We start from the raw sequence: 22636 nt of genomic DNA, 5'->3' as shown, positions 1-22636 counted from the left end.
ACCCCCGTGACCGAGAACGCTCAGCAGCAGCCATCAGCGCCCCACACCGAACTGCCGACCCAGTACGCGCCGGCCGATGTAGAGGGGCCGCTGTACGAGCGCTGGGTGGAGCGCGGTTACTTCGAGGCCGACGAGAAGAGCGACAAGCCGCCGTACACCATCGTCATCCCGCCGCCGAACGTCACCGGCTCCCTCCACCTGGGGCACGCCTTCGAGCACACCCTCATCGACGCCCTGACCCGCCGCAAGCGCATGCGGGGCCACGAGACGCTGTGGCAGCCCGGCATGGACCACGCCGGTATCGCCACGCAGAACGTGGTCGAGCGCGAGCTCGCGAAGGAGGGCAAGTCCCGGCACGACCTGGGGCGCGAGGCCTTCGTCGAGCGCGTCTGGCAGTGGAAGGCCGAGTCCGGCGGGCAGATCTCCGGGCAGATGCGGCGCCTCGGCGACGGCGTCGCCTGGTCCCGCGAGCGGTTCACCATGGACGAGGGCCTCTCCCAGGCCGTCCAGACCATCTTCAAGCGCCTCTACGACGACGAGCTGATCTACCGCGCCGAGCGCATCATCAACTGGTGTCCGCGCTGCCTGACCGCCATCTCGGACATCGAGGTGGAGTACCAGGACGACGACGGCGAACTGGTCTCGATGAAGTACGGAGACGGGGACGAGACCATCGTCGTCGCCACCACCCGCGCCGAGACGATGCTCGGTGACACCGCCGTCGCCGTCCACCCCGACGACGAGCGCTACAAGCACCTGGTCGGCAAGCTGGTCAAGCTGCCGCTCACCGACCGCTCCATCCCGGTCGTCGCGGACGAGCACGTCGACCCCGAGTTCGGCACCGGCGCCGTCAAGGTCACCCCGGCCCACGACCCGAACGACTTCGAGATCGGCCAGCGCCACGGCCTGCCCGCCATCACCGTGATGGACGAGCACGCCGTCATCACCGCGCACGGCCCCTTCCAGGGCCTGGACCGCTTCGAGGCCCGCTCGGCGATCGTCGCCGCCCTGCGCGCCGAGGGCCGGATCGTCGCCGAGAAGCGCCCGTACGTCCACTCCGTCGGCCACTGCTCGCGCTGCAATACCACCATCGAGCCGCGCCTGTCCATGCAGTGGTGGGTCAAGGTCGGGCCGCTCGCGAAGGCCGCCGGTGACGCGGTCCGCGAGGGCAAGGTCAAGATCCACCCGCAGGAGATGGAGAAGCGGTACTTCGACTGGGTCGACAACCTCCACGACTGGTGCATCTCGCGCCAGTTGTGGTGGGGCCACCGCATCCCGGTCTGGTACGGGCCGGACGGCGAGGTCGTCTGCGTCGGCCCGGACGAGGTGCCGCCGAGCGGCGAGGGCTGGCGTCAGGACACCGACGTCCTCGACACCTGGTTCTCCTCCGGCCTGTGGCCCTTCTCCACGCTGGGCTGGCCCGAGCAGACCGAGAGCCTGAAGAAGTTCTATCCGAACTCCGTCCTGGTCACCGGCTACGACATCCTCTTCTTCTGGGTCGCCCGGATGATGATGTTCGGCCTGTACGCGATGGACGGCACCCCGCCGTTCCACACCATCGCCCTGCACGGCATGGTCCGCGACCAGTTCGGCAAGAAGATGTCGAAGTCCTTCGGCAACGCGGTCAACCCGCTGGACTGGATGGACAAGTACGGCTCGGACGCGCTCCGGTTCACCCTGGCCCGTGGCGCCAACCCGGGTGTCGACGTCCCGATCGGCGAGGACTGGGTCCAGGGGTCCCGCAACTTCGCCAACAAGATCTGGAACGCGACCCGCTTCGCGCTGATGAACGGCGCGACGGTCGAGGGCCCGCTGCCCTCGCCCGAGAAGATGTCGGCCACCGACCGCTGGATCCTGTCCCGGCTGAACTCGGTCGTCGCCGAAGTCGACGCCTTCTACGACGACTTCCAGTTCGCCAAGCTGTCCGACGCCCTCTTCCACTTCGCGTGGGACGAGGTCTTCGACTGGTACGTCGAGCTGTCGAAGACCACGTTCCAGGCGGGCGGCGAGGCGGCCGAGGTCAGCAAGCGGGTCCTCGGCGAGGTCCTGGACGTCACGCTGAGGCTGCTGCACCCGATCGTGCCGTTCGTCACCGAGACGCTGTGGACCACCCTCACGGGCGGTGAGTCGGTCGTCATCGCGGACTGGCCCGAGGACAGCGGGTTCCGTGACGCCGCGGCCGAGAAGGAGATCGAGACCCTCCAGTCGGTGATCACCGAGGTCCGCCGCTTCCGCGCCGACCAGGGCCTCCAGCCAGGTCAGCGGGTTCCGGCGCGGCTGAGCCTCGAGGGCACCGCGCTCGCCACGCACGAGGCGGCCATCCGGCAGCTGCTGCGACTGCAGCCGGAGGGCGAGGGCTTCACGGCCACGGCGACCCTGCCGGTCGCGGGGGCCACGGTCGCGCTGGACCTGTCGGGCACGATCGACGTGGCGGCGGAGCGGAAGCGACTCGCGAAGGACCTGGCCGCAGCGGAGAAGGAGAAGGCGCAGGCCGGCGGCAAGCTCGGCAACGAGGCGTTCCTCGCCAAGGCGCCGGAGCACGTCGTGGAGAAGATCCGTACGCGGCTGGCCAAGGCGGAGGAGGACATCGCCCGGATCCAGGCCCAGCTGGAGCGGTTGCCGCAGGCCTAGCCGGTCGGCAGAGCTGCGGGCAGTCGTGCCTCGCCCAGAGCCTTGACGGCCTGGGGGACGCCCAGGGGCGGCACGGGTGGGCACTGGGGGTACCCCCTGATCGAAGAGCTTGGGGGAGGCACCCCGCCGGCGCGGGCAGGCGAAACCCACCCCCGGGCACCCCAGGCCCCCGGAACCTCAAGGCTCCGGGGGCCTTGACGTATGGTTGTCACTGCTCCTCCGTAGACTGGCCTCGTGAGTGACCTGCCCCCGCGCGACCCCAACGAGAGCGATCCCTTCGAGCAGATCGTCGAGGCCGAGACCGACCTTCCCCAAGCTCTCGACTCCGCTCGAGCAGGGGAGACCCCAATCCCCGATCTAGCGGTGATCGAGGCCGGCAGCCGAACCCTGCGCACCCAGGGCGGCCCACCGCAGGGCGACGTGCCCACGCGGCCCCAGGACCCCGAGGTCGACAAGGCGCTGCGCGAGGTCGAGGCCGAGCTGGCGACCCGCTGGGGCGAGACCAAGCTGGAGCCGTCCGTCAGCCGTATCTCCGCGCTGATGGACGTACTGGGCGAGCCGCAGCGCTCGTACCCCTCCATCCACATCACGGGCACCAACGGCAAGACCTCCACCGCACGCATGATCGAGGCCCTCCTCGGCGCCTTCGAGCTGCGCACCGGCCGGTACACGAGCCCGCACGTCCAGTCGATCACCGAGCGCATCAGCCTGGACGGCGCCCCGATCGCCGCCGAGCGCTTCGTCGAGACGTACCAGGACATCAAGCCGTACATCGAGATGGTCGACGCCGCGCAGGAGTACCGGCTGTCCTTCTTCGAGGTGCTCACGGGCATGGCGTACGCGGCCTTCGCGGACGCGCCCGTGGACGTCGCGGTCGTCGAGGTCGGCATGGGCGGCAGCTGGGACGCCACCAACGTGATCGACGGGGACGTCGCCGTCGTCACCCCCATCGACCTGGACCACACCGACCGGCTCGGCTCCACGCCCGGCGAGATCGCGGGTGAGAAGGCCGGGATCATCAAGTCCGACTCCACCGTCATCCTCGCCCAGCAGCCGGTCGACGCGGCCCAGGTGCTGCTGAAGAAGGCCGTGGAGGTGGACGCGACCGTGGCCCGCGAGGGCCTGGAGTTCGGGGTCGTGTCGCGGCAGGTCGCGGTCGGCGGGCAGCTCCTCACGCTGCGCGGCCTGGGTGGCGAGTACGACGAGGTGTACCTGCCGCTGCACGGCGCCTACCAGGCCCACAACGCCGCCGTGGCGCTCGCCGCGGTGGAGGCGTTCTTCGGCGTCGGCTCCCAGCGCCCCGAGCCGCTGGACATCGACACGGTCCGCAAGGCCTTCGCGTCGGTGTCGTCCCCGGGCCGTCTGGAGGTCGTACGGCGCTCCCCGACGATCGTCCTGGACGCCGCCCACAACCCGGCGGGCGCCCGGGCCACCGCGGAGGCGGTGAGCGAGGCGTTCGACTTCAGCCGGCTGATCGGGGTCGTCGGGGCGAGCGGCGACAAGAACGTACGGGGGCTGCTCGAGGCCTTCGAGCCGATCTTCGCCGAGGTCGTGGTCACCCAGAACTCCAGCCACCGCGCGATGGACGCGGACGAGCTGGCCGCGATCGCCGTGGAGGTCTTCGGCGAGGAGCGCGTCCAGGTCGAGCCGAGGCTGCCGGACGCGCTGGAGGCCGCGATCACGCTGGCCGAGGAGGAGGGGGAGTACGCGGGCGCCGGCGTGCTCGTCACCGGTTCCGTCATCACCGTCGGCGAGGCCCGACTGCTGCTGGGGAAGGGCTGACGTCTCGTGCGTACGCTGTGTGCTTCGACCCTGATCGGCGAGTTCTTCGTCATCGGTTTCGCCGCGCTGGTCGCCATGAAGGACCCGGGCCTGTCCACGGGCACGGTGTGGACGGTCAGCGGGATCGCGATGCTGCTCAGCATCCTGCTCTGCGGCATGATCACCCGGCCGGGCGGGGTCCAGCTGGGCTGGGCGCTGCAGATCGCGCTGATCGCCTCCGGGTTCTTCGTGCCGACGATGTTCTTCATGGGCGCGGTCTTCGCCGCGCTGTGGTGGGCGTCGGTCCACTACGGGCGGAAGATCGACGAGGCCAAGGCGAGATTCGCGGCCGAGGGCAGCCAGTAGCCCGTCCGGCGGTCCCCTGCTCGAAAGAGCTCGGGGGAGTCTGAAGACGAGGCCGTTCAGGCCGAAAGCGGTGGTCCGGGGGCGCGGCCCCCAGCCGGCCACCGCACCAGAGGGCACCTGACGCTGCGTAACGTCCACCCAGACCCGCCCTGTAACCTCTACGCACCGAAAACCTTGGTAAAGGAGCCCTCTCGTGACCTCGCGCACCCTCGTCCTCCTCAAGCCCGACGCCGTTCGTCGCGGGCTGATCGGCGAGATCATCGGCCGTATCGAGCGCAAGGCCGGCTGGACCATCAGCGCGCTGGACATGCGCACCCTGGACCAGGACACGCTGGAGCAGCACTACGGCGAGCACAAGGGCAAGCCGTTCTACGAGCCGCTGGTGGAGTTCATGGCCTCCGGGCCGGTCGTCGCGCTCGTCGTCGAGGGTGAGCGGGTCATCGAGGGCGTGCGCGCGCTCGCCGGCGCCACCGACCCCCTCGCCGCCACCCCGGGCTCCGTCCGCGGCGATTTCGGTGTGATCGTCCGCGAGAACCTCATCCACGCCTCCGACTCCGAGGAGTCCGCCGAGCGCGAACTGAAGATCTTCTTTCCCGGGCGCTTCTGAGCCTAGGATGATGAACTTCCGAACCCGTCTTGTGGATGATTTCTGAGGGTTTGTCACGTCACCCGGATGCCGTAACGGCCCCGCCGGGATATCCGGACCCGGAAACCCCGTCGACCCTTGGCATATGCGGCGCGTTCGGGGGAACGGCTACTCCCGAACGCCCGTCTCCAGAAGCGAGGCGACGCGTCATCTGCTGACAATGGCGGAGACCCTCGCGCAGTGTTTCGTGCAGGCGAGACTACGATGTAAGCCTTCACGTCACAGCACCCACTTCGCCGCCCCAACGAAAGCTGTCCAACGCTCCACTTGGGAAGGCCAGACGAATCCTGATGGGGAACTCAATGTCGTTCATCGGCCGTGACATGGCTGTCGACCTCGGGACCGCCAACACGCTGGTGTACGTCAGGGGTCGCGGGATCGTACTCAACGAGCCGTCCGTCGTCGCGATCAACACCAACACCGGTGGCATCCTCGCGGTCGGCGCGGAAGCGAAGAAGATGATCGGCCGGACGCCGGGCAACATCGTGGCCGTGCGCCCGCTGAAGGACGGCGTGATCGCCGACTTCGAGATCACCGAGCGGATGCTCCGCTACTTCATCCTGAAGATCCACAAGCGGCGGTATCTGGCTCGTCCGCGGGTCGTCGTCTGTGTGCCGTCGGGCATCACGGGCGTTGAGCGCCGGGCCGTCATCGAGGCGTCCTCCCAGGCCGGCGCCCGCCAGGTGCACATCATCGAGGAGCCCATGGCCGCCGCCATCGGTTCCGGCCTGCCGGTCCACGAGGCCACGGGCAACATGGTGGTGGACATCGGCGGCGGCACCACGGAGGTCGCGGTCATCTCGCTCGGCGGCATCGTCACCGCCCAGTCCATCCGCGTCGCGGGCGACGAACTGGACAACGCGATCATCCAGTACGTCAAGAAGGAGTACTCGCTCCTCCTCGGCGAGCGGACGGCCGAGCAGATCAAGATCACGATCGGTTCGGCGTACGACCTCGACACTGACGAGCACACCGAAATCCGCGGCCGGGACCTGGTCTCCGGGCTGCCCAAGACCGTGGTCATCTCCGCGGCCGAGGTCCGCAAGGCCATCGAGGAACCGGTCAACGCGATCGTGGACGCGGTCAAGACGACCCTCGACAAGTGCCCGCCGGAGCTGTCCGGCGACGTCATGGACCGAGGGATCGTCCTCACCGGCGGCGGCGCCCTGCTGCGCGGCCTCGACGAGCGGCTGCGCCGGGAGACCGGCATGCCGATCCACATCGCCGAGGACCCGCTGGACAGCGTGGCGCTCGGCTCCGGCAAGTGCGTCGAGGAGTTCGAGGCGCTCCAGCAGGTGCTGGACGCCCAGCCCCGCAGATGACGCGACGCGCCGACTCCGCCGTACGAGACCATCTGTGCTCGTGCGGCGGATCGTTGATATAGAGGCATGAGCCCCGTATCGCCTCCAACCGAACCTCCCATCCCGACCTCCCCACCGAACCTCCCATCCCAACCTCCCATCCGACGAGGAAGGCACGGCCGCCGCACGTGAGGGACACACGAGAGAGCCGGCTGCTCCTGGTGCTGCTGATCGCCATCGCGTTCGCTCTGATCACGGTGGACATCCGCGGTGGCCAGGACTCACCGGTCGAAGGTGCCCGCCAGGCCGCCGCCACGGTCTTCGGCCCGATCGAGAACGGGGTGTCGTCCGCCGTCGACCCCGTCGGCAACGCGATCGCGGCCGTACGCGACTCCGGCAGCCGGCACGACCGCATCGCCCAACTGGAGCACGACAACGCGGCCTTGAAGGCGAAGCTGGGCAGCGACGACCGCAACCGCAGCAGGCTCAAGCAGCTCGACAAGATGATCCGTGTGGCGGGCGAGGGCCAGTACGGCATCAAGGGCGCGGAGGTCATCGGGATAGGAGCGGCCCAGGGCTTCTCCTGGACCGTCACCATCGACGTGGGCGCGAACGACGGCATCAGGCGCGACATGACCGTCCTCAACGGCGACGGGCTGGTCGGACGTGTCACCACCGTCGGCCCCGACACCTCGACGGTCCTGCTGGCCAACGACCCGGACTTCACCGTCGGCACCCGAATGGAGGGCAGCGACGAACTCGGCTTCGCCTCCGGGCAGGGCGACCGCCCGCTGCGCGTGCAGCTCCTCAACGCCAAGGCGGACGTGAAGAAGGGCGACCGTCTGGTCACCTTCGGCTCCGAGGCCGACAAGCCGTTCGTGCCGGGCGTCCCGGTCGGCGTGGTCTCCCGGGTCGACCCCTCCGGCGGCGGCCTGACCCGCACGATCTACGTGACCCCGTTCGCGTCCTTCACCAAGCTCGATGTCGTCGGCGTCGTCGTCCAGGCGCCGAAGAAGGACCCGCGCGACACCGTCCTGCCACCGAAGCCCCAGCCGACGCCCACGCCGACCGTGACCGTCACCGTCACCCCCTCGGCCTCCGCCGACGGCGGGCAGCAGACGCCCTAGGAGCCGAACCTGATGCGCCTCAACCGGATGCTGCTCGCCACCCCCCTGGTCCTCGTCGCCCTGGTGATCCAGGTGAGCGTCCTCGCCCGTCTGCACCTGCCCGGCGCCGTCCCGGACCTGGTGCTGCTGACCGTCGTGGGCCTCGCCCTGGTCTACGGCCACGTCGGCGGCTGCCTCGTCGGCTTCGGCGCGGGCCTGCTCTCCGACCTGGCCCCGCCCGCCGACCACGCCGCCGGCCGCTACGCCCTCGTGCTGTGCGTCATCGGCTACCTGGCCGGACTCGCCAAGCCGGAGAACGGCCGTCTGAAGTCCGCCAGCGGCCCCATGGTCGTGGTGGTCGCCGCCGCGATCGGCTCCACCCTGCTGTACGCGTGCGTGGGTGCCCTCGTCGGTGACACCGCCGCCCGCCATGTGGGCCTGCCGAGCCTGCTGTTCACCGCCGCGCTGTACGACCTGCTGCTCGCGCCCTTCGTGGTGCCCGGGATCATGGCCCTGGCCCGCCGCGCCGACAACGACCCGCTCGCCGAGACCAACTCCGCCAAGGCGGCCGACGTCTCCTCCGGCTGGCTGTCCTCCGGCACCGGGCTGCGCATCGGCAGCCAGCGCAGCGGCCTGAGGGTCAGAGCCGCCAAGGCCCGGGTGGCCCGCGCGGGACGCATCAAGGGGGTCAAGCGGCTGTGAGGACAGGACCTGGGCCGCACAGGTCGACCGTGTACTCGTATGACCCGTGCGCTGAGAGGGGGCGGCAGCAGTGACCAACATTCCCGAGACCGGGCGGACTCCACGTGTCCAGATCCGGCTCGTCGTCATCCAGATCCTCGTCTTCTCCCTTCTCGGCACCCTCGGCAGCCGCCTGTGGTACCTGCAGATCCGAGAGGGCGCCCAGTACCAGAAGGAGGCGTCCGGCAACCACGTCCAGCAGGTCGTCCAGCCCGCCGTACGCGGTGAAATCCTGGACGCGCGCGGCGTCCCGCTCGCCGACACCGAGACCAAGCTCGTCGTCTCCGCCTCCCGCACCGACCTGATGAAGATGAAGGACGGCGGCAAGGCCGTCCTGACCAAGCTGGCCGGCGTGCTGGGCATGAAGTCCCAGGACGTGATGGAGAAGGTCCGGCTGTGCGACGCCAAGACGCCCCAGCCCTGCTGGAACGGCTCCCCGTACCAGCCCATCCCCATCACCGACGAGGCCACGCCCCGTCAGGCCCTGCAGATCCGTGAGCGCTCGGAGGACTTCCCCGGCATCACCGCCGAGCCGGAGGCCGTGCGCCGCTACCCGAGCCCCGGCGAGGCCAACACCGCGCAGGTGCTCGGCTACCTCTCGCCCGTCACGGACCAGGAGATCCAGCAGGCGAAGAACACCGACTCCCCGTATCTGCGCTCCGACATGGTCGGCCGCTCGGGCCTCGAGCGCCAGTACGACCAGGAGCTGCGCGGCAAGGCCGGCGTCACCCGCTACGAGGTCGACAACCTCGGCCGGGTCATCGGCAAGGCCAAGTCGGACGCCGCCGAACCCGGATCCAACCTGGTCACCAGCATCGACGCCCGGGTGCAGCGGGTCGCCGAGTACGAACTGGACCGGGCGATGAAGGTCGCCCGCACCCAGTTCGACAAGAACACCGGGGAGAACTACAAGGCCGACTCCGGTGCCGTCGTCGTGATGGAGGCCAAGACCGGCCGCGTCGTCGCCATGGCGTCCGCCCCGACCTACGACCCGAACGTGTGGGTCGGCGGGATCTCCGCCAAGGACTACAAGAAGCTCACCGGCAAGGACTCCGACTACCCGCTGCTCAACCGGGCCATCCAGGGCCAGTCCGCGCCCGGTTCCACCTTCAAGGTGGTCTCCACGGCCGCCGCGATCCAGGCCGGCTACGACTTCGACGGCCACTACCCGTGCACCAGCTCCTACTCGGTCGGCGGCCAGGTCTTCAAGAACTTCGAAGGGGAGAACTTCGGCCCGATCTCCCTGGGCCGCGCCCTGGAGGTCTCCTGCGACACCGTCTTCTACGGCCTCGCGGACAACGAGTGGAAGAAGGACGGCGGCATCAACCCCAAGAAGGGGCAGCCCAAGGACTGGTTCTTCAAGACCGCCCACCAGTTCGGCCTCGGCAAGCCCACCGGCATCGACCTGCCCAACGAGGTCTCCGGCCGCGTCCCCGACCGCCAGTGGAAGCAGAAGTACTGGGAGGCCAACAAGGACGCCTGGTGCAAGACCGGCAAGAAGGACGGCAGTTACGTCGAGAAGATCGCGTACGAGAACTGCCTCGAGGGCAACAAGATGCGCGAGGGCGACGAGATCAACTACTCGATCGGCCAGGGCGACACCCTCCTGACCCCGATCCAGGAGGCCGTCATCTACTCGGCGATCTCCAACGGCGGCACGCTGTGGGACCCGACCATCGGCAAGGCGATCGTCAGCCCCGACGGCAAGAAGGTCACCGAGATCAAGCCCAAGTCGCACGGCAGGCTGCCGATCGACGCCAAGACGCGTGACGTCATGGAGGCGGCCCTCGCGGGCGTCGTCACCCGCGGTACCGCCGCCTGGAAGTTCGGCGGCTGGCCGCAGGACAAGATCCCACTGCACGCCAAGACCGGTACCGCCGAGGTCTACGGCAAGCAGACCACGTCCTGGCTGGCCACCTTCTCCAAGGACTACGCGGTCGTGATGACGATCTCCCAGGCCGGTACCGGTTCCGGCGCCTCCGGTGAGGCCGTCCACAACATCTACAACGCCCTGTACGGCGTCCAGTCCGACGGCTCGATCGACAAGAAGAAGGCCCTGCTGTACACCCCGCAGCAGGGCCTGCCCAAGATCCAGCCCGACGGCTCGATCGTCGCTCCGAAGATCGAGAAGTACGACCCGAACGCCAACCAGGCCAGCCCGTCGCCCGGGCAGACGGCGCCCACCGACAACCCGCCGGGCACCGCGCCGTCGCCGACCGCGAGCAACCGCGACACCCGACGGCGTACGGGCCGCCCGACGAAGAGGCGGAGGATCCTCACGTGACCGGAGCGAACAACTTCTCCGTCTCCGGGTACGGGCCCGAGCGGGCCGGCTGGACGCGGATCTTCGCCCGCGACGGCCTGGCCCGCCGCCTCGACTGGCCGATACTGCTGTCCGCCCTGACCCTGTCCCTGATCGGCACGGCCCTGGTCTACTCGGCCACCCGCAACCGCACCGAGATCAACCAGGGCGACCCGTACTACTTCCTGATCCGGCACCTGATCAATACCGGCATCGGGATCGCCCTGATGATCGGCACGGTCTGGCTCGGCCACCGCACCCTGCGCACCGCCGTGCCGATCCTGTACGGCATCTCGCTGTTCATGGTGCTGCTGGTGCTCACCCCGCTCGGCGCCACCATCAACGGCAACCGCAACTGGATCGTCTTCGGCGGCGGCTTCTCCCTCCAGCCCTCCGAGTTCGTGAAGATCACGATCATCCTGGGCATGGCGATGCTGCTCGCGGCCCGGGTCGACGCCGGCGACAAGCCGCACCCCGACCACCGGACCGTGGCGCAGGCCCTGGGCCTGGCCGCCGTCCCCATGATGATCGTCATGCTCATGCCGGACCTCGGCTCGACGATGGTCATGGCGGTCATCGTGCTGGGCGTGCTGCTGGCCTCCGGCGCCTCCAACCGCTGGATCTTCGGCCTGCTCACCGCAGCCGCCGTCGGCGCGATCGCCGTCTGGCAGCTCCACATCCTGGACGAGTACCAGATCAACCGCTTCGCCGCCTTCGCCAACCCCGACCTCGACCCCGCGGGCGTCGGCTACAACACCAACCAGGCACGCATCGCGATCGGCTCCGGCGGACTGACCGGCGCGGGACTGTTCCACGGCTCCCAGACCACGGGCCAGTTCGTGCCCGAACAGCAAACCGACTTCGTCTTCACGGTCGCGGGGGAGGAACTGGGCTTCCTCGGCGCCGGCCTGATCCTCGTCCTGCTCGGCGTCGTCCTGTGGCGGGCCTGCCGGATCGCCCGCGAGACGACCGAGCTGTACGGCACGATCGTCGCCGCCGGCATCATCGCCTGGTTCGCCTTCCAGTCCTTCGAGAACATCGGCATGACCCTCGGCATCATGCCGGTCGCGGGCCTGCCACTGCCGTTCGTCTCCTACGGCGGCTCCTCGATGTTCGCCGTCTGGATGGCGGTGGGACTGCTGCAGTCGATCCGGGTGGAGCGGCCGATGTCGGCGTAGACCTCCGGCGGTCGGGCCGGTCGTCCGGTGCGGGCGGGTCGCGGTGGCCGTCCCTGGGGCTCCGCCCCAGCCCCCGATCGGCCTGAACGGCCTGGTCCTCGAACTCCCCCACTCCCGACCTCGCTCGAGCAGGGCCCTACGACGGGCTCAGTGGCACCCCTGCCATCCCGCACCGATTCCCACTAGATTCGCGTCATGGCGGACACCAAGCGCGAGATCGAGCGCAAGTACGAGGCCGGGCCCGGCGACCAACTGCCCGACCTGACCGGCGTCGCGGGCGTCTCGGCAGTCATCGACAAGGGCGTCGCCGAACTCGACGCCACCTACTACGACACGGCCGACGAACGCCTGGCCCGCGCCCGTCTGACCCTGCGCCGCCGCACCGGAGGCGACGACGCCGGCTGGCACCTCAAGCTGCCGGTCGCCGACGGCGTCCGCGACGAGATCCGCGCCCCGCTCTCCGACACCGTCCCCCGCTCCCTGTCCGCCCTCGTCCGCTCCCGCGTCCGCGACACCCCCCTCGTCCCCCTCGTACGCCTGCGCTCCGCCCGCCACGTCCGCCACCTCGTCGACGCCGACGGCGCCCTGCTCGCCGAGGTCAGCCTCGACCACGTCCGCGCCGAGCGGATCGGCGGCGGCACCGGCACCGCCGCCTGGACCGAGATCGAGGTCGAACTCGCGGACGACGGCGACCCCCGCTTCCTCGACAAGGTCGAGAAGAAACTCCGCAAGGCCGGAGTGCACCGCTCACCGTCCCACTCCAAGCTCGCCAGAGCACTGCAGGAGACCGGCGGGCGCACCGCGACCGATGAGCAGCCCCCACCGGCCACCGCGGGCGACCACGTCCTCGCCTACGTCCGCGCCCAACGGGACGCGATCGTCGCCCTCGACCCCGCGGTGCGCCAGGACGTCTTCGACTCCGTGCACGCCCTGCGCGTGGCCACCCGCCGGCTGCGCAGCACACTCCGCTCCTACGCCGAGGTCCTCGACCCCGCCGTCACCGCTCCGATCGCCGACGAGCTGAAGTGGCTGGCCGGCGAGCTGGGCGTGGACCGCGACCAGGAGGTCGTGACCGAACGCCTGACGGCCGCCGTCACCGCACTGCCCCGCCACCTGGTCGTCGGCCCGGTCCGCGGCCGACTGCGCACCTGGTCCCACGCGGGGCGTGGCGGCTCCCGGCGCCGGCTGATCGAGGTCCTGGACGGCGAGCGCTACCTGCGGCTGCTGGACGCGCTGGACGCCCTGATCACCGACCCGCCCCTGCTGAAGGCGGCCGCCGGGAAACCGTCCAAGGTGATCGCCAAGGCCGTACGGAAGGACGTCCGCAAGGTCGCCGACCTGATCGGCCGCGCCCTGGACCAGCCACCGGGCACCGACCGCGACCTCGCCATCCACGAGGCCCGCAAGAAGGCCAAGCGCACCCGGTACGCCGCCGAGGCCGCCGCACCCGCCCTGGGCGGACCAGCCGAATCCCTGGCCACGGCGATGAAGTCCCTGCAGACCCTGCTCGGCGACCACCAGGACAGCGTGATGGCCCGGATCGCCCTGCGGGAGCTGTCGGCACAGGCACACACGGCGGGGGAGAACGCGTTCACCTACGGCGTCCTGTACGGCCGTGAGGAACAGCGGGCGGCAGCGGCGGAGGCGGCGCTGCCGGAGCTGTGGCAGGCGGTGGAGGCGGAAGCGGACGTCTGAGCGGATGGGGGCCTGCCCGGGGCTCGGTGCTTAGGCGGGACGGGCCGACGGACGCCTGCGGCCCTGCCCGCGGCCGCGTCCTGCGGGCGTCCGAGGAGGTGTCCCGGCCGCGTTAGGCTAGATGGTCACCCCTGACAGTTCCGTCCAGCTCACGAAAGTCGCGAGATGTCTGCCGAAGCCGCTGTATCGGTGTTCCCGCAGCTCGAAGCCCTGCTGCCACACGTGCAGAAGCCGATCCAGTACGTGGGCGGCGAGCTGAACTCCACCGTCAAGCCGTGGGACGAGTGCGACGTCCGCTGGGCACTCATGTACCCCGACGCCTACGAGGTCGGGCTGCCCAACCAGGGCGTCATGATCCTCTACGAGGTCCTGAACGAGCAGCAGGGCATCCTCGCCGAGCGCACCTACAGCGTGTGGCCGGACCTGGAGGCGCTGATGCGGGAGCACGACGTCCCGCAGTTCACCGTCGACAGCCACCGCCCGGTGAAGGCCTTCGACGTGTTCGGCATCAGCTTCTCCACGGAGCTGGGCTACACGAACATGCTGACGGCCCTGGACCTCGCCGGCATCCCGCTGGAGTCCAAGGACCGGACCATCGACGACCCGATCGTCATGGCGGGCGGCCACGCGGCCTTCAACCCCGAGCCGATCGCGGACTTCATCGACTGCGCGGTGATCGGCGACGGCGAGCAGGCGGTCCTCGAGGTCAGCAGGATCGTCCGCGCCTGGAAGGCGGAGGGCCGCCCCGGCGGCCGCGAGGAACTCCTCTTCCGCCTGTCGAAGACCGGCGGGGTGTACGTCCCGGCGTTCTACGACGTCGAGTACCTCCCCGACGGCCGGATCGCCCGCGTGGTCCCCAACCGCTCCGGCGTCCCGTGGCGTGTGTCGAAGCACACGGTCATGGACCTCGACGAGTGGCCCTACCCCAAGCAGCCGCTCGTCCCCCTCGCGGAGACGGTCCACGAGCGCATGTCGGTCGAGATCTTCCGGGGCTGCACCCGAGGCTGCCGCTTCTGCCAGGCGGGCATGATCACGCGCCCCGTCCGCGAGCGCTCCATCACGGGCATCGGCGAGATGGTCGACAAGGGCCTGAAGGCCACGGGCTTCGAAGAGGTGGGCCTCCTCTCCCTGTCCTCGGCGGACCACTCGGAGATCGGCGACATCGCCAAGGGCCTGGCGGACCGCTACGAGGACGACAAGATCGGCCTCTCGCTCCCCTCCACCCGCGTGGACGCCTTCAACATCGACCTGGCGAACGAACTCACCCGCAACGGCCGCCGCTCGGGTCTGACCTTCGCCCCGGAGGGCGGCTCGGAACGCATCCGCAAGGTCATCAACAAGATGGTCTCGGAGGAAGACCTCATCCGCACGGTCGCCACCGCCTACGGCAACGGCTGGCGCCAGGTGAAGCTGTACTTCATGTGCGGCCTGCCGACGGAGACCGACGACGACGTCCTCCAGATCGCCGACATGGCGACCCGCGTGATCCAGAAGGGCCGCGAGGTCTCCGGTTCCAACGACATCCGCTGCACGGTCTCGATCGGCGGCTTCGTCCCCAAGCCCCACACCCCCTTCCAGTGGGCGCCCCAGCTCTCCGCCGAGGAGACGGACAGGCGCCTGGAGAAGCTGAGGGACAAGATCCGCGGCGACAAGAAGTACGGCCGCTCGATCGGCTTCCGCTACCACGACGGCAAGCCGGGCATCGTCGAGGGCCTGCTGTCGCGCGGCGACCGCCGGATCGGCGCGGTGATCCGCGCGGTGTACGACGACGGCGGCCGCTTCGACGGCTGGCGCGAGCACTTCTCCTACGACCGCTGGATGGCGTGCGCGGAGAAGGCGCTGGCCCCCTACGGAGTGGACGTCGACTGGTACACCACCCGCGAGCGCACCTACGAGGAGGTCCTCCCCTGGGACCACCTCGACTCGGGCCTCGACAAGGACTGGCTCTGGGAGGACTGGCAGGACGCCCTCGACGAGACGGAGGTCGAGGACTGCCGGTGGACGCCCTGCTTCGACTGCGGGGTGTGTCCGCAGATGGATACTTGGGTACAAGTAGGCCCGACTGGCAAGAAGTTGCTGCCGCTGACGGTCAAGAACGCTGGTCAGGCGCCCGGTTCCAGCGATCACGCGCACTGACGTGAGCGAGGCACTCGATCGGGTGATGGAGGCGCTGGCGGGGGCGAGCGAGGATGAGGTGGCGGCTGCGGTCGGCGTTTCGCGTCCTCGCCCGCAGGTGTCGCTGGCGTCCTCGGCAGTCGTGCTCGGTCAGCACGCGGCAGATCGGCTCGACACCGCCGAAGCGGTCCCGGTGCTCGTCGATGAAGGCTACGAGCGCGTGTGTGGCCGGTCGAGCTCGGCCGCGAAGAAAGACGCCGCGGCTTTGAGGATCTCGTTCGCCCGCTTCAGCTCGGCGTTCTCCTTCTTCAGCCGCTTCAGCTCGGCCGACTCCTCCGTCGTCGTGCCCGGCCGGGTGCCGGTATCGATCTGGTCCTGCCGCACCCACTTACGCAGCGTCTCGGTCGTACCGATGCCCAGTTTCTGGGCGACCGCTTTCATCGCGGCCCACTCGGTGTCGTACTCCGGCCGCACCTCGGCGACCATCCGCACCGCACGACGGCGCAGCTCAAGCGGGTACTGGGAAGGACGTGCCATGACTCGATCCTCTCAAATGATCGAGTCCCTACCGAACCCGGGACGGTTCACATCTTCAGGTCCCGGAAGCAGTGGCAGAACTCGCCCAAGAGTTCAGCGTCGTCGAAGTAACTCAGCCATGCCGGGTCTTCGCCGATGTCGGCGCGCTCGAAGTGGCGTTCCGCCTGGTTCATTGCCTGGGCCGCCCGGGCCCGGTCGCCCGCGTTGGAGAGCGCGCGGGCCTCCATCGCCCAGTAGTTCGCCATGGCCCGGGGGTGGCTCGGCCCTTGGCGCCCTCGACTGCTGCGCGGGCGAGTTGGATCGCTTGCGCTTGCTTTCCAAGGTAGTTGGCCTGGTGGCTGAGGTTTCCGAGGATGCGGGCGCCGAAGATGCGGTCGTCGATGACCTGGGAAAGGCGCAGCGTGGATGTGAGGTAGCGGTGGGCAAGCGGGTGGTTTCCAACGTCGTAGGCGGTCCACGCGAGCAACTGGGAGACTTCGAAGGGCGGCGCCGAATCCCGACCAACTCACTTCCGTACGGCCGAGTCGGCAGCCTCAGGACGTCGGAAGCCATGTGGCCACCCATGGTGGTGATCAAGAGCCGGACCTGTATGACATGGATCCGATCGCCTTCGAGTCCCTGGTTGCAGACCTGTTCCGTGCCATGGGGATGCAGGCAGTGACGACGCAGCGCTCGAACGACGGCGGCGTGGACGTCGATGCGCTGGACCCGACTCCCATCCGGGGCGGCAAGATCGTCGTACAGGTGAAGCGCTACCGCAACACGGTGCCGCCCACGGCGGTGCGCGACCTGTACGGCACGGTGCAGGACGTCGGCGCCAACAAGGGCGTCCTGGTGACCACGTCAGGTTTCGGACCCGGCTCGCACACCTTCGCTCGCGGCAAGCCCCTGGAGCTCATCTCCGGCAGCGAACTCGTCGACCTGCTGCACCGGCATGGGCTGCGTGGACGCCTGGGGGAGGGAGGAAGAGCGACTCCAGCCCAGCCGTCGCCGTCCGGTCCTGCAACTCCGCCCGATGACTACAACCTGTTGGGCATGACGTGGTCCGGCAACGTTGCATTGGACGTATGCGCGCTTGTCTGCCGGGGCAACCGCGTCCTCAGCGAGGACCACTTCGTCTTCTTCAACAATCCGCAGACCCCCGATGGCTCGGTATGCGCAATGCCGGCTGCGGTGCCGGACAAGGCCGCGATGCGTGTCTCATTCGACGCGCTGCCGGGGGAGGCAGATCGGTTTGTGCTGGTGGCGGCTGTCGATCCACAGGTAAACCCAGAGGCCGACTTGTCTGGATTCACCGATGCCTGTATCCGGTTGCTAGACCCGGCGAGGACCGAACTCAGCCGACTTGAGGTCTCCGACGGCCGCGCACGAGAGACCGCGTTGGTCCTCGGCTCCTTCCGACGCAGGCCGAATGGCGACTGGGACTTCGTGCTCGGTGGGAAGGGCTACACAGGGGGTCTGGAAGAGCTGGTCCAGGAGTACGGCATCGATGTGGAGTAACGCCCACTGGGCTCATGCGTAGTGCAGGGCATGTCCGCAGATGGACACGCACAATCCCGATCGGTCCGACCGGCAAGAAGCTGCTGCCTCTGACGGTCAGGAACGCCGCGCCGGCACCGAGCGGTCGCGCATTGACGTGACCGTCGTGAGCCCTCCTGCTTGGTGGTGCGCCCCTTTGAGCCCCTTCCCTGCTCGGGAAAGGGCTCACTTGGTTCCTGCTGATGTACCACTCGCCGGGTCGACCGCCCCGATCCGCGCGCGCTTCGTAGGTCCCTGCGGACGCGTGGCGGAAACCTCAGCCGCTCATGAGGTGAAGGCGGTGATGATGATCTGGTTGACCAGGTCCATGTCGTTGCCTCCTCCGGTGACGGGGTTGAAGCAGTACGTCAGGCGGCGGCGGAGGTCAGGGGTGGTGATCATGCCGTCGGTGTAGCCGAAGGTGCTGCCGGTCTTGCCCCATACCGTGACACCTGGGCGCCGTCGTGGCCGGGCATCGTGACGCGCATCAGGCCGGCGCCGTAGTAGGCCCGGCCGTGGCCCGGATCCTTGGCGGAGCCGCCCAGATACGGTACGCGGGGGACGCGAGCCGTTCCTGCATCTAGGTCGGCGGCAGGAGCCGCCCCGGAACAGGGCGGCCAGGAATTCATGCCGCCGGCGCCCGGGTTCTGCTCGCTGACGTCGACCAGCTTGCTCCCTCCGTCGGGTTGGGGGACCGCGAGGTAGCCGTGGGTGTGGGGGCCGGGGATCGTCGGATCGGTCTCGGGAGCGGTGGTCTGCCGCAGGTGCAACGGGCGCAGGACGCGTCGGGTGATCTCCTGCTCGTAGCTGTGTCCGGTGAGCTTGTCGACGAGCATGGCGGCGACGTAGTAGCGGTGGCTCCGTAGACCTGCATGCTGCCCGGCTCGGTGAAAGGCCTTTCGTGTCGGACGGCCTTGGCGACCAGCTCGGACAGCGGGTGGTCATCGAAGCGGTGCCGGACGAGGGCGTCGGGCGTGGACGGCATGTCGTCGGCCGTCAGTTCGGGCAGGCTGCTGGTGAAGTTCAGCAGGGTGCGAACGGGGATCGGCGGGCAGTACGTCCGGGAGGTAGTGCTGGACGGGCTGATCGAGGTCGACACGGTGTTCGGCGGCCAGTTGCAGCATCACGGTGGCGATGAAGGTCTTGGTACGCTGCCGAGACGGAAGCGACCGTCGACCGGAACCGGCTTCTGCGTCGTGGTGTCGGCGACACCGTACGTTCCCGTCCAGTGCCCGGCCGGTCCGCTGACCCGGGCCAGTACACCCGTCACCCGGTTCGGCGCGCTGGAGCTGGCCTGCTGAAGCGTCTGGGGGTTCAGCTCAGGCAACGGGTCGTCGGCGTGCTGGATTGCGGAGGCTGGGTACGGGGGCAGGCGGCCGACGCGGGCGCGGCTGCACCGATGACCACGGTGGCAGCGGCCACACCCGACAACACCGCCCACCTTCGCCTGCGTCGCAGGGGCAGCTGGGCGGCGGTCGCACGGTGGGCCGAAGCGGGCTCGAGTGTCATGCTCACGAGAATCCAGCTCCGTGGCTCCCCATCCATCAGGGATCACCCTGGACTCCGCCCCTAGCTGCCCCTGACCGCACGTCATGGCACCGAGTCGTCCCGCTCATCGGCCGTGATCGGTTCAGGCGCCGCCGGAGCCCGGCCCATAGAGCGCGGCGATGTCCTCGGAGGTCGCCCACCGGCTGTAGGTGGGCGACTGAGGCCAGCCCTCGGGCGAGTCCTGCCATTCCTCCTGCCGTCCGTACGGTAGGACGTCGATCAGCGGGAAGCTGTGACTGAGCTGCTCGACGCCCCGGCCGTTGGTGTGCCAGGTGCGATAGACGGTGTCGCCGTCGCGCAGGAACACGTTGACCGCGAATCCTCCGTCGGGCGGTGCGCCGACGTCGGCCCCGAATGAGCTGTTGGCAGTCGAGTACCAGGTCATCCGGTTGCCGACCTGCTGCTTGTAGGCGAGTGCCTCTTTGATCGGGCCCTGGGTGACGATGACGAATCGCGCGTCGTAGTTGTCCAGGAACTCCAGGCGGGTGTATTGCGAGGTGAACCCCGTGCAGCCCGGGCACTGCCATTCCTTGCCGGCGAACCACATGTGGTTGTAGACGATCAGTTGCCTCCTGCCTTCGAAGACGTCCGCCAGCCGAACGGGGCCGTCCTCGCCCTCGAGGGTGTAGTCGGGCATCTCGACCATCGGCAGGCGACGACGCTCGGCGGCGATGGCGTCGAGCTCCCGCGTCGCGGCCTTCTCCCGGGCACGCAGTGCCTCGAGTTGGCGTTCCCAGGTTGCGGCGTCGACGACGGGCGGTAGTGCGTGGCTGGTCATGGTCCCCTCACAGAGCTCGTGCGCGGCTTTCGATTGTCCAAAGGTAGACCCCACCGGGCTCCGGAACTCATCGGTCGCCGGCCGAACCCACCGGGTGCCCCGGCCGGCGGGGTGCCCCGGCCGGCGGTGTCGGGAGTTCCCCTTCGGGCTGATCTGCGCCGGCTCACCGCCGGGCAGGGCCTGCGCGTCGCGCGAGCGTCGGGCGCGTGGCCCCGGTAGCGGTGGCGGCCTGGAGGATCAGGTCGGCGACGGCGTCGGGGCGGGCGATCAGGGACACGTGACAGGTGTCGATCTCCACGGTGTGGGAACGGGCGCGTTTGGCCTCGAAGCGTTCCTGATCCGGACTGATGGCCATGTCCTGCCGGCCCACCAGGGCCCAGGACGGGATGTCCTTCCACGCCGCGACCTGGGCCTTCTCCGAGAACGCGGTGCCGGCCGCAGGCCGCTGGGTGACCGCCAGCAGATTCGCCTCGCTCGCCGGCAGGCAGGCGGCGAAGACCGGGTGCACCTTGTCCCGCTTGAGGTACAGGTCGGTCCCGCTGACGTCGCCCGCCCGGTAGGGCACGGATGTGGTGGCGGTGCCGAGGGCGCTGGGGAAGCGGGCGGACAGCGACATGCCGCTTTCGCCCACGTCGGGCATCAGCGCCGAGATGTACACGAGGGACTTCACCTGGGGGTTGCCGGCTGCGGCCGTGCTGATCACGGCTCCGCCGTAGGAGTGGCCGGCCAGTACTACGGGGCCTTTGATGCTCTTGAGCACGGAGGCGAGGTAGGCGGAGTCGCTGTACAGCCCGCGCAGTGGGTTGGCCGGGGCCATGACCGTGTAGCCGCGGCGCTCGAGCCGTTGGATCACCCCGTTCCAGCTGGAGGCGTCGGCAAAGGCGCCGTGCACCAGGACGATGGTGGGCTTCGCCCCGCTTGCGCCGCTGTCCGCGGCGGCCGGGACCCCTGTCACCGCGCACAGGGCGGCGACGGCGCATCCCGCCACCGTGCCGTGGGAGCGCCCTGTGCGGCGGCGTATGCCGTGGACCGCAGATGCTGTCATGCCGTTCTCGCTTTCCCTCGGGGCTGCTTCGGGGTTCGTCCGGGGCTTACACACATCAGCGTTCACGTGTCGGTGCTGCCGGGCCGCTCATCCGGTGCAATCGGGTTAACCGGCGTGTGGGGTGTGGGTGGGCGCGCGAGCCCAGGGCATGAGTGGGGGACGCCTGCGGCGATCGCACCATCTCCCGCTTCGCACGGCTCGTACGTGTGATCTTTGGCGTCCTGAGCCGTGGGTTTTCCGAGCCGGCACCGCCGGGCACCCGGAGATGCGGGTGCCCGGCGGGAACGTTTGGGCCGCCCGGCACGTAATCTAGGTAGGAGTACCACCGCTCTCACGAAGGACTGAACGACACTGGGCAAGCGACAGCCCGAAGGCCCGCCGCCCGCACCCGCGGTGCAGCGCATTCGACTGCGATACACCAAGCGCGGCCGCCTCCGGTTCACCAGCCACCGTGACTTCCAGCGCGCCTTCGAGCGTGCGTTGCGCCGTGCCGAGGTGCCGATGGCGTACTCGGCGGGGTTCACGCCGCATCCGAAGGTGTCGTACGCCAATGCCGCACCCACCGGCACGGGCAGTGAGGCGGAGTACCTGGAGATCGCGCTCACCGAGGCGCGCGACCCGGAGCGGCTGCGTGTCCTCCTCGACGAGTCGTTGCCCGCCGGGCTCGACATCGTGGAGGCGGTCGAGGCCCGCACGTCGGGGCTCGCCGAACGGCTGACGGCCTCCGTGTGGGAGCTGCGGCTGGACGGTGTGGACCCGGCGGAGGCCGAGCGCGCCGTCGCGGCCTTCAACGCGGCCGGGAGTGTCGAGGTCCAGCGCCTGACCAAGAACGGCATGCGCACCTTCGACGCCCGTCCCGCCGTCGCGAGCCTGGAGCGCGTGGAAGCACACAGTTCGCCGGCTGATAGGCCGAGCGACCAGCCCTGTGCGATACTGCGGCTGGTTGTTCGGCACGTGACGCCTGCCGTACGACCCGACGACGTCCTGTCCGGTCTCCGCGCCGTGGCCGACCTGGCGCCGCCGGTCCCCGCAGCGGTGACCAGGCTGGCGCAGGGGCTGTTCGATGAAGAGACCGGCACGGTGACCGACCCGCTTGCGCCCGACCGCGAGGCAGCAGCGACCGAGCCGCATCCGGCCGCCGCCACTGCCGCCGCGACGGCGCCGGCGTAAGGAAGGTCCCGCGCAGGGACGTACGTCGTAGCGCCGCCCTCGTACTCGGGAGCCACCTGGGTCGGGCAGCGCACCGACCAGAAGACTTTCGCCAGGCCGTGCACAACAAGGAGTACGGAACCGGCGAGACAGGACACAGAGAGCTCCCGTGCGGCGCCCGCGCCCCGGACGGCGGCACCGCGCACAGCGCGAGCCGCG

At 69.4% G+C, this 22636-nt stretch carries 16 protein-coding genes and 3 pseudogenes; 13 read left to right on the top strand and 6 right to left on the bottom strand.

Annotated elements, in window-relative coordinates; all coding sequences use genetic code 11:
* The first annotated feature begins 6 nt into the window (after positions 1–6).
* The 11 genes from AB0N14_RS06120 to AB0N14_RS06070 all read left to right on the top strand — a co-directional run bounded on the left by AB0N14_RS06120 (position 7) and on the right by AB0N14_RS06070 (position 15863).
* Positions 7–2631 carry a valine--tRNA ligase gene (locus AB0N14_RS06120; RefSeq protein ID WP_366024507.1) on the top strand — a complete coding sequence of 875 codons (2625 nt, stop codon included), beginning with the start codon at positions 7–9 and terminating at the stop codon, positions 2629–2631.
* A gap of 234 nt (positions 2632–2865) precedes the next feature.
* Positions 2866–4413 carry a folylpolyglutamate synthase/dihydrofolate synthase family protein gene (locus AB0N14_RS06115; RefSeq protein WP_366024506.1) on the top strand — a complete coding sequence of 516 codons (1548 nt, stop codon included), beginning with the start codon at positions 2866–2868 and terminating at the stop codon, positions 4411–4413.
* A gap of 6 nt (positions 4414–4419) precedes the next feature.
* Positions 4420–4758 carry a DUF4233 domain-containing protein gene (locus tag AB0N14_RS06110; protein WP_366024505.1) on the top strand — a complete coding sequence of 113 codons (339 nt, stop codon included), beginning with the start codon at positions 4420–4422 and terminating at the stop codon, positions 4756–4758.
* Positions 4759–4951: 193 nt separating this feature from the next.
* Entirely contained in the window at positions 4952–5365 is a 414-nt protein-coding gene (gene ndk / locus AB0N14_RS06105) for a nucleoside-diphosphate kinase (RefSeq protein WP_366024504.1), read from the top strand.
* A 341-nt stretch (positions 5366–5706) separates the two neighbouring features.
* The gene (locus AB0N14_RS06100; RefSeq protein WP_103845224.1) at positions 5707–6726 is read left to right on the top strand and encodes a rod shape-determining protein; all 1020 of its coding nucleotides are present in this window, start codon (positions 5707–5709) and stop codon (positions 6724–6726) included.
* A gap of 167 nt (positions 6727–6893) precedes the next feature.
* A complete protein-coding gene (mreC, locus tag AB0N14_RS06095) occupies positions 6894–7832 on the top strand; it encodes a rod shape-determining protein MreC (RefSeq protein WP_366024503.1) in 939 nt (312 codons plus the stop codon).
* A 12-nt stretch (positions 7833–7844) separates the two neighbouring features.
* Positions 7845–8513 carry a rod shape-determining protein MreD gene (gene mreD / locus AB0N14_RS06090; protein WP_366024502.1) on the top strand — a complete coding sequence of 223 codons (669 nt, stop codon included), beginning with the start codon at positions 7845–7847 and terminating at the stop codon, positions 8511–8513.
* 70 nt (positions 8514–8583) lie between these two features.
* A complete protein-coding gene (gene mrdA / locus AB0N14_RS06085) occupies positions 8584–10836 on the top strand; it encodes a penicillin-binding protein 2 (protein ID WP_366024501.1) in 2253 nt (750 codons plus the stop codon).
* On the top strand, positions 10833–12032 hold the full coding sequence (rodA, locus tag AB0N14_RS06080) for a rod shape-determining protein RodA (RefSeq protein WP_366024500.1): 1200 nt from the start codon (positions 10833–10835) through the stop codon (positions 12030–12032). The genes mrdA and rodA overlap by 4 nt, the downstream gene beginning before the upstream one ends.
* A 195-nt stretch (positions 12033–12227) precedes the next feature.
* Complete coding sequence (locus tag AB0N14_RS06075; protein ID WP_366024499.1) at positions 12228–13727, top strand: CYTH and CHAD domain-containing protein; 1500 nt, start codon at positions 12228–12230, stop codon at positions 13725–13727.
* A gap of 165 nt (positions 13728–13892) precedes the next feature.
* Entirely contained in the window at positions 13893–15863 is a 1971-nt protein-coding gene (locus AB0N14_RS06070; RefSeq protein WP_366024498.1) for a TIGR03960 family B12-binding radical SAM protein, read from the top strand.
* Positions 15864–16029: 166 nt separating this feature from the next.
* Here the strand turns inward: AB0N14_RS06070 and AB0N14_RS06065 are convergent.
* Positions 16030–16379, bottom strand: a pseudogene (locus AB0N14_RS06065) (transposase); the annotation flags it as partial.
* A gap of 50 nt (positions 16380–16429) precedes the next feature.
* Positions 16430–16857 (bottom strand): annotated as a pseudogene (locus AB0N14_RS06060) (sporulation protein); the annotation flags it as partial.
* 17 nt (positions 16858–16874) lie between these two features.
* Between AB0N14_RS06060 and AB0N14_RS06055 the strand changes: the two are divergent.
* Positions 16875–17879: pseudogene (locus AB0N14_RS06055) on the top strand (restriction endonuclease); the annotation flags it as partial.
* 416 nt (positions 17880–18295) lie between these two features.
* On the opposite strand, the gene AB0N14_RS06050 reads toward AB0N14_RS06055, so the two are convergent.
* The 4 genes from AB0N14_RS06050 to AB0N14_RS06035 form a co-directional block, all read right to left on the bottom strand.
* Entirely contained in the window at positions 18296–18733 is a 438-nt protein-coding gene (locus AB0N14_RS06050) for a serine hydrolase (RefSeq protein ID WP_366024497.1), read from the bottom strand.
* Between the two features lie 105 nt (positions 18734–18838).
* Positions 18839–19021 carry a hypothetical protein gene (locus AB0N14_RS06045; protein ID WP_366024496.1) on the bottom strand — a complete coding sequence of 61 codons (183 nt, stop codon included), beginning with the start codon at positions 19019–19021 and terminating at the stop codon, positions 18839–18841.
* 506 nt (positions 19022–19527) lie between these two features.
* A complete protein-coding gene (locus AB0N14_RS06040; RefSeq protein WP_366024495.1) occupies positions 19528–20223 on the bottom strand; it encodes a DUF899 family protein in 696 nt (231 codons plus the stop codon).
* 163 nt (positions 20224–20386) lie between these two features.
* Positions 20387–21268, bottom strand: a complete 882-nt coding sequence (locus tag AB0N14_RS06035; RefSeq protein WP_366024494.1) for an alpha/beta hydrolase — start codon at positions 21266–21268, stop codon at positions 20387–20389.
* Between the two features lie 393 nt (positions 21269–21661).
* Here AB0N14_RS06035 and AB0N14_RS06030 point away from each other — a divergent pair, with 393 nt between their 5' ends.
* Positions 21662–22438: a TIGR03936 family radical SAM-associated protein gene (locus tag AB0N14_RS06030; RefSeq protein WP_366024493.1), complete on the top strand. Its 777-nt coding sequence runs from the start codon at positions 21662–21664 to the stop codon at positions 22436–22438.
* The last annotated feature ends 198 nt before the right edge of the window (positions 22439–22636 follow it).

The sequence above is a fragment of the Streptomyces sp. NPDC051104 genome, from assembly GCF_040682835.1.
Classification (GTDB): Bacteria; Actinomycetota; Actinomycetes; order Streptomycetales; family Streptomycetaceae; genus Streptomyces; species Streptomyces cynarae.
Note: the sequence above shows the minus strand (reverse complement) of the source record. Positions and strands in the feature narration are given on the sequence as shown.

Coding starts and splice junctions, on each gene's coding strand:
- AB0N14_RS06100 (WP_103845224.1), top strand. CDS start 5,707: ATGTCGTTCATCGGCCGTGACATGGCTGTCGACCTCGGGACCGCCAAC.
- mreD (WP_366024502.1), top strand. CDS start 7,845: ATGCGCCTCAACCGGATGCTGCTCGCCACCCCCCTGGTCCTCGTCGCC.
- AB0N14_RS06075 (WP_366024499.1), top strand. CDS start 12,228: ATGGCGGACACCAAGCGCGAGATCGAGCGCAAGTACGAGGCCGGGCCC.
- AB0N14_RS06070 (WP_366024498.1), top strand. CDS start 13,893: ATGTCTGCCGAAGCCGCTGTATCGGTGTTCCCGCAGCTCGAAGCCCTG.
- AB0N14_RS06050 (WP_366024497.1), bottom strand. CDS start 18,733: ATGCTCGTCGACAAGCTCACCGGACACAGCTACGAGCAGGAGATCACC.
- AB0N14_RS06045 (WP_366024496.1), bottom strand. CDS start 19,021: ATGCTGCAACTGGCCGCCGAACACCGTGTCGACCTCGATCAGCCCGTC.
- AB0N14_RS06040 (WP_366024495.1), bottom strand. CDS start 20,223: ATGACCAGCCACGCACTACCGCCCGTCGTCGACGCCGCAACCTGGGAA.
- AB0N14_RS06035 (WP_366024494.1), bottom strand. CDS start 21,268: ATGACAGCATCTGCGGTCCACGGCATACGCCGCCGCACAGGGCGCTCC.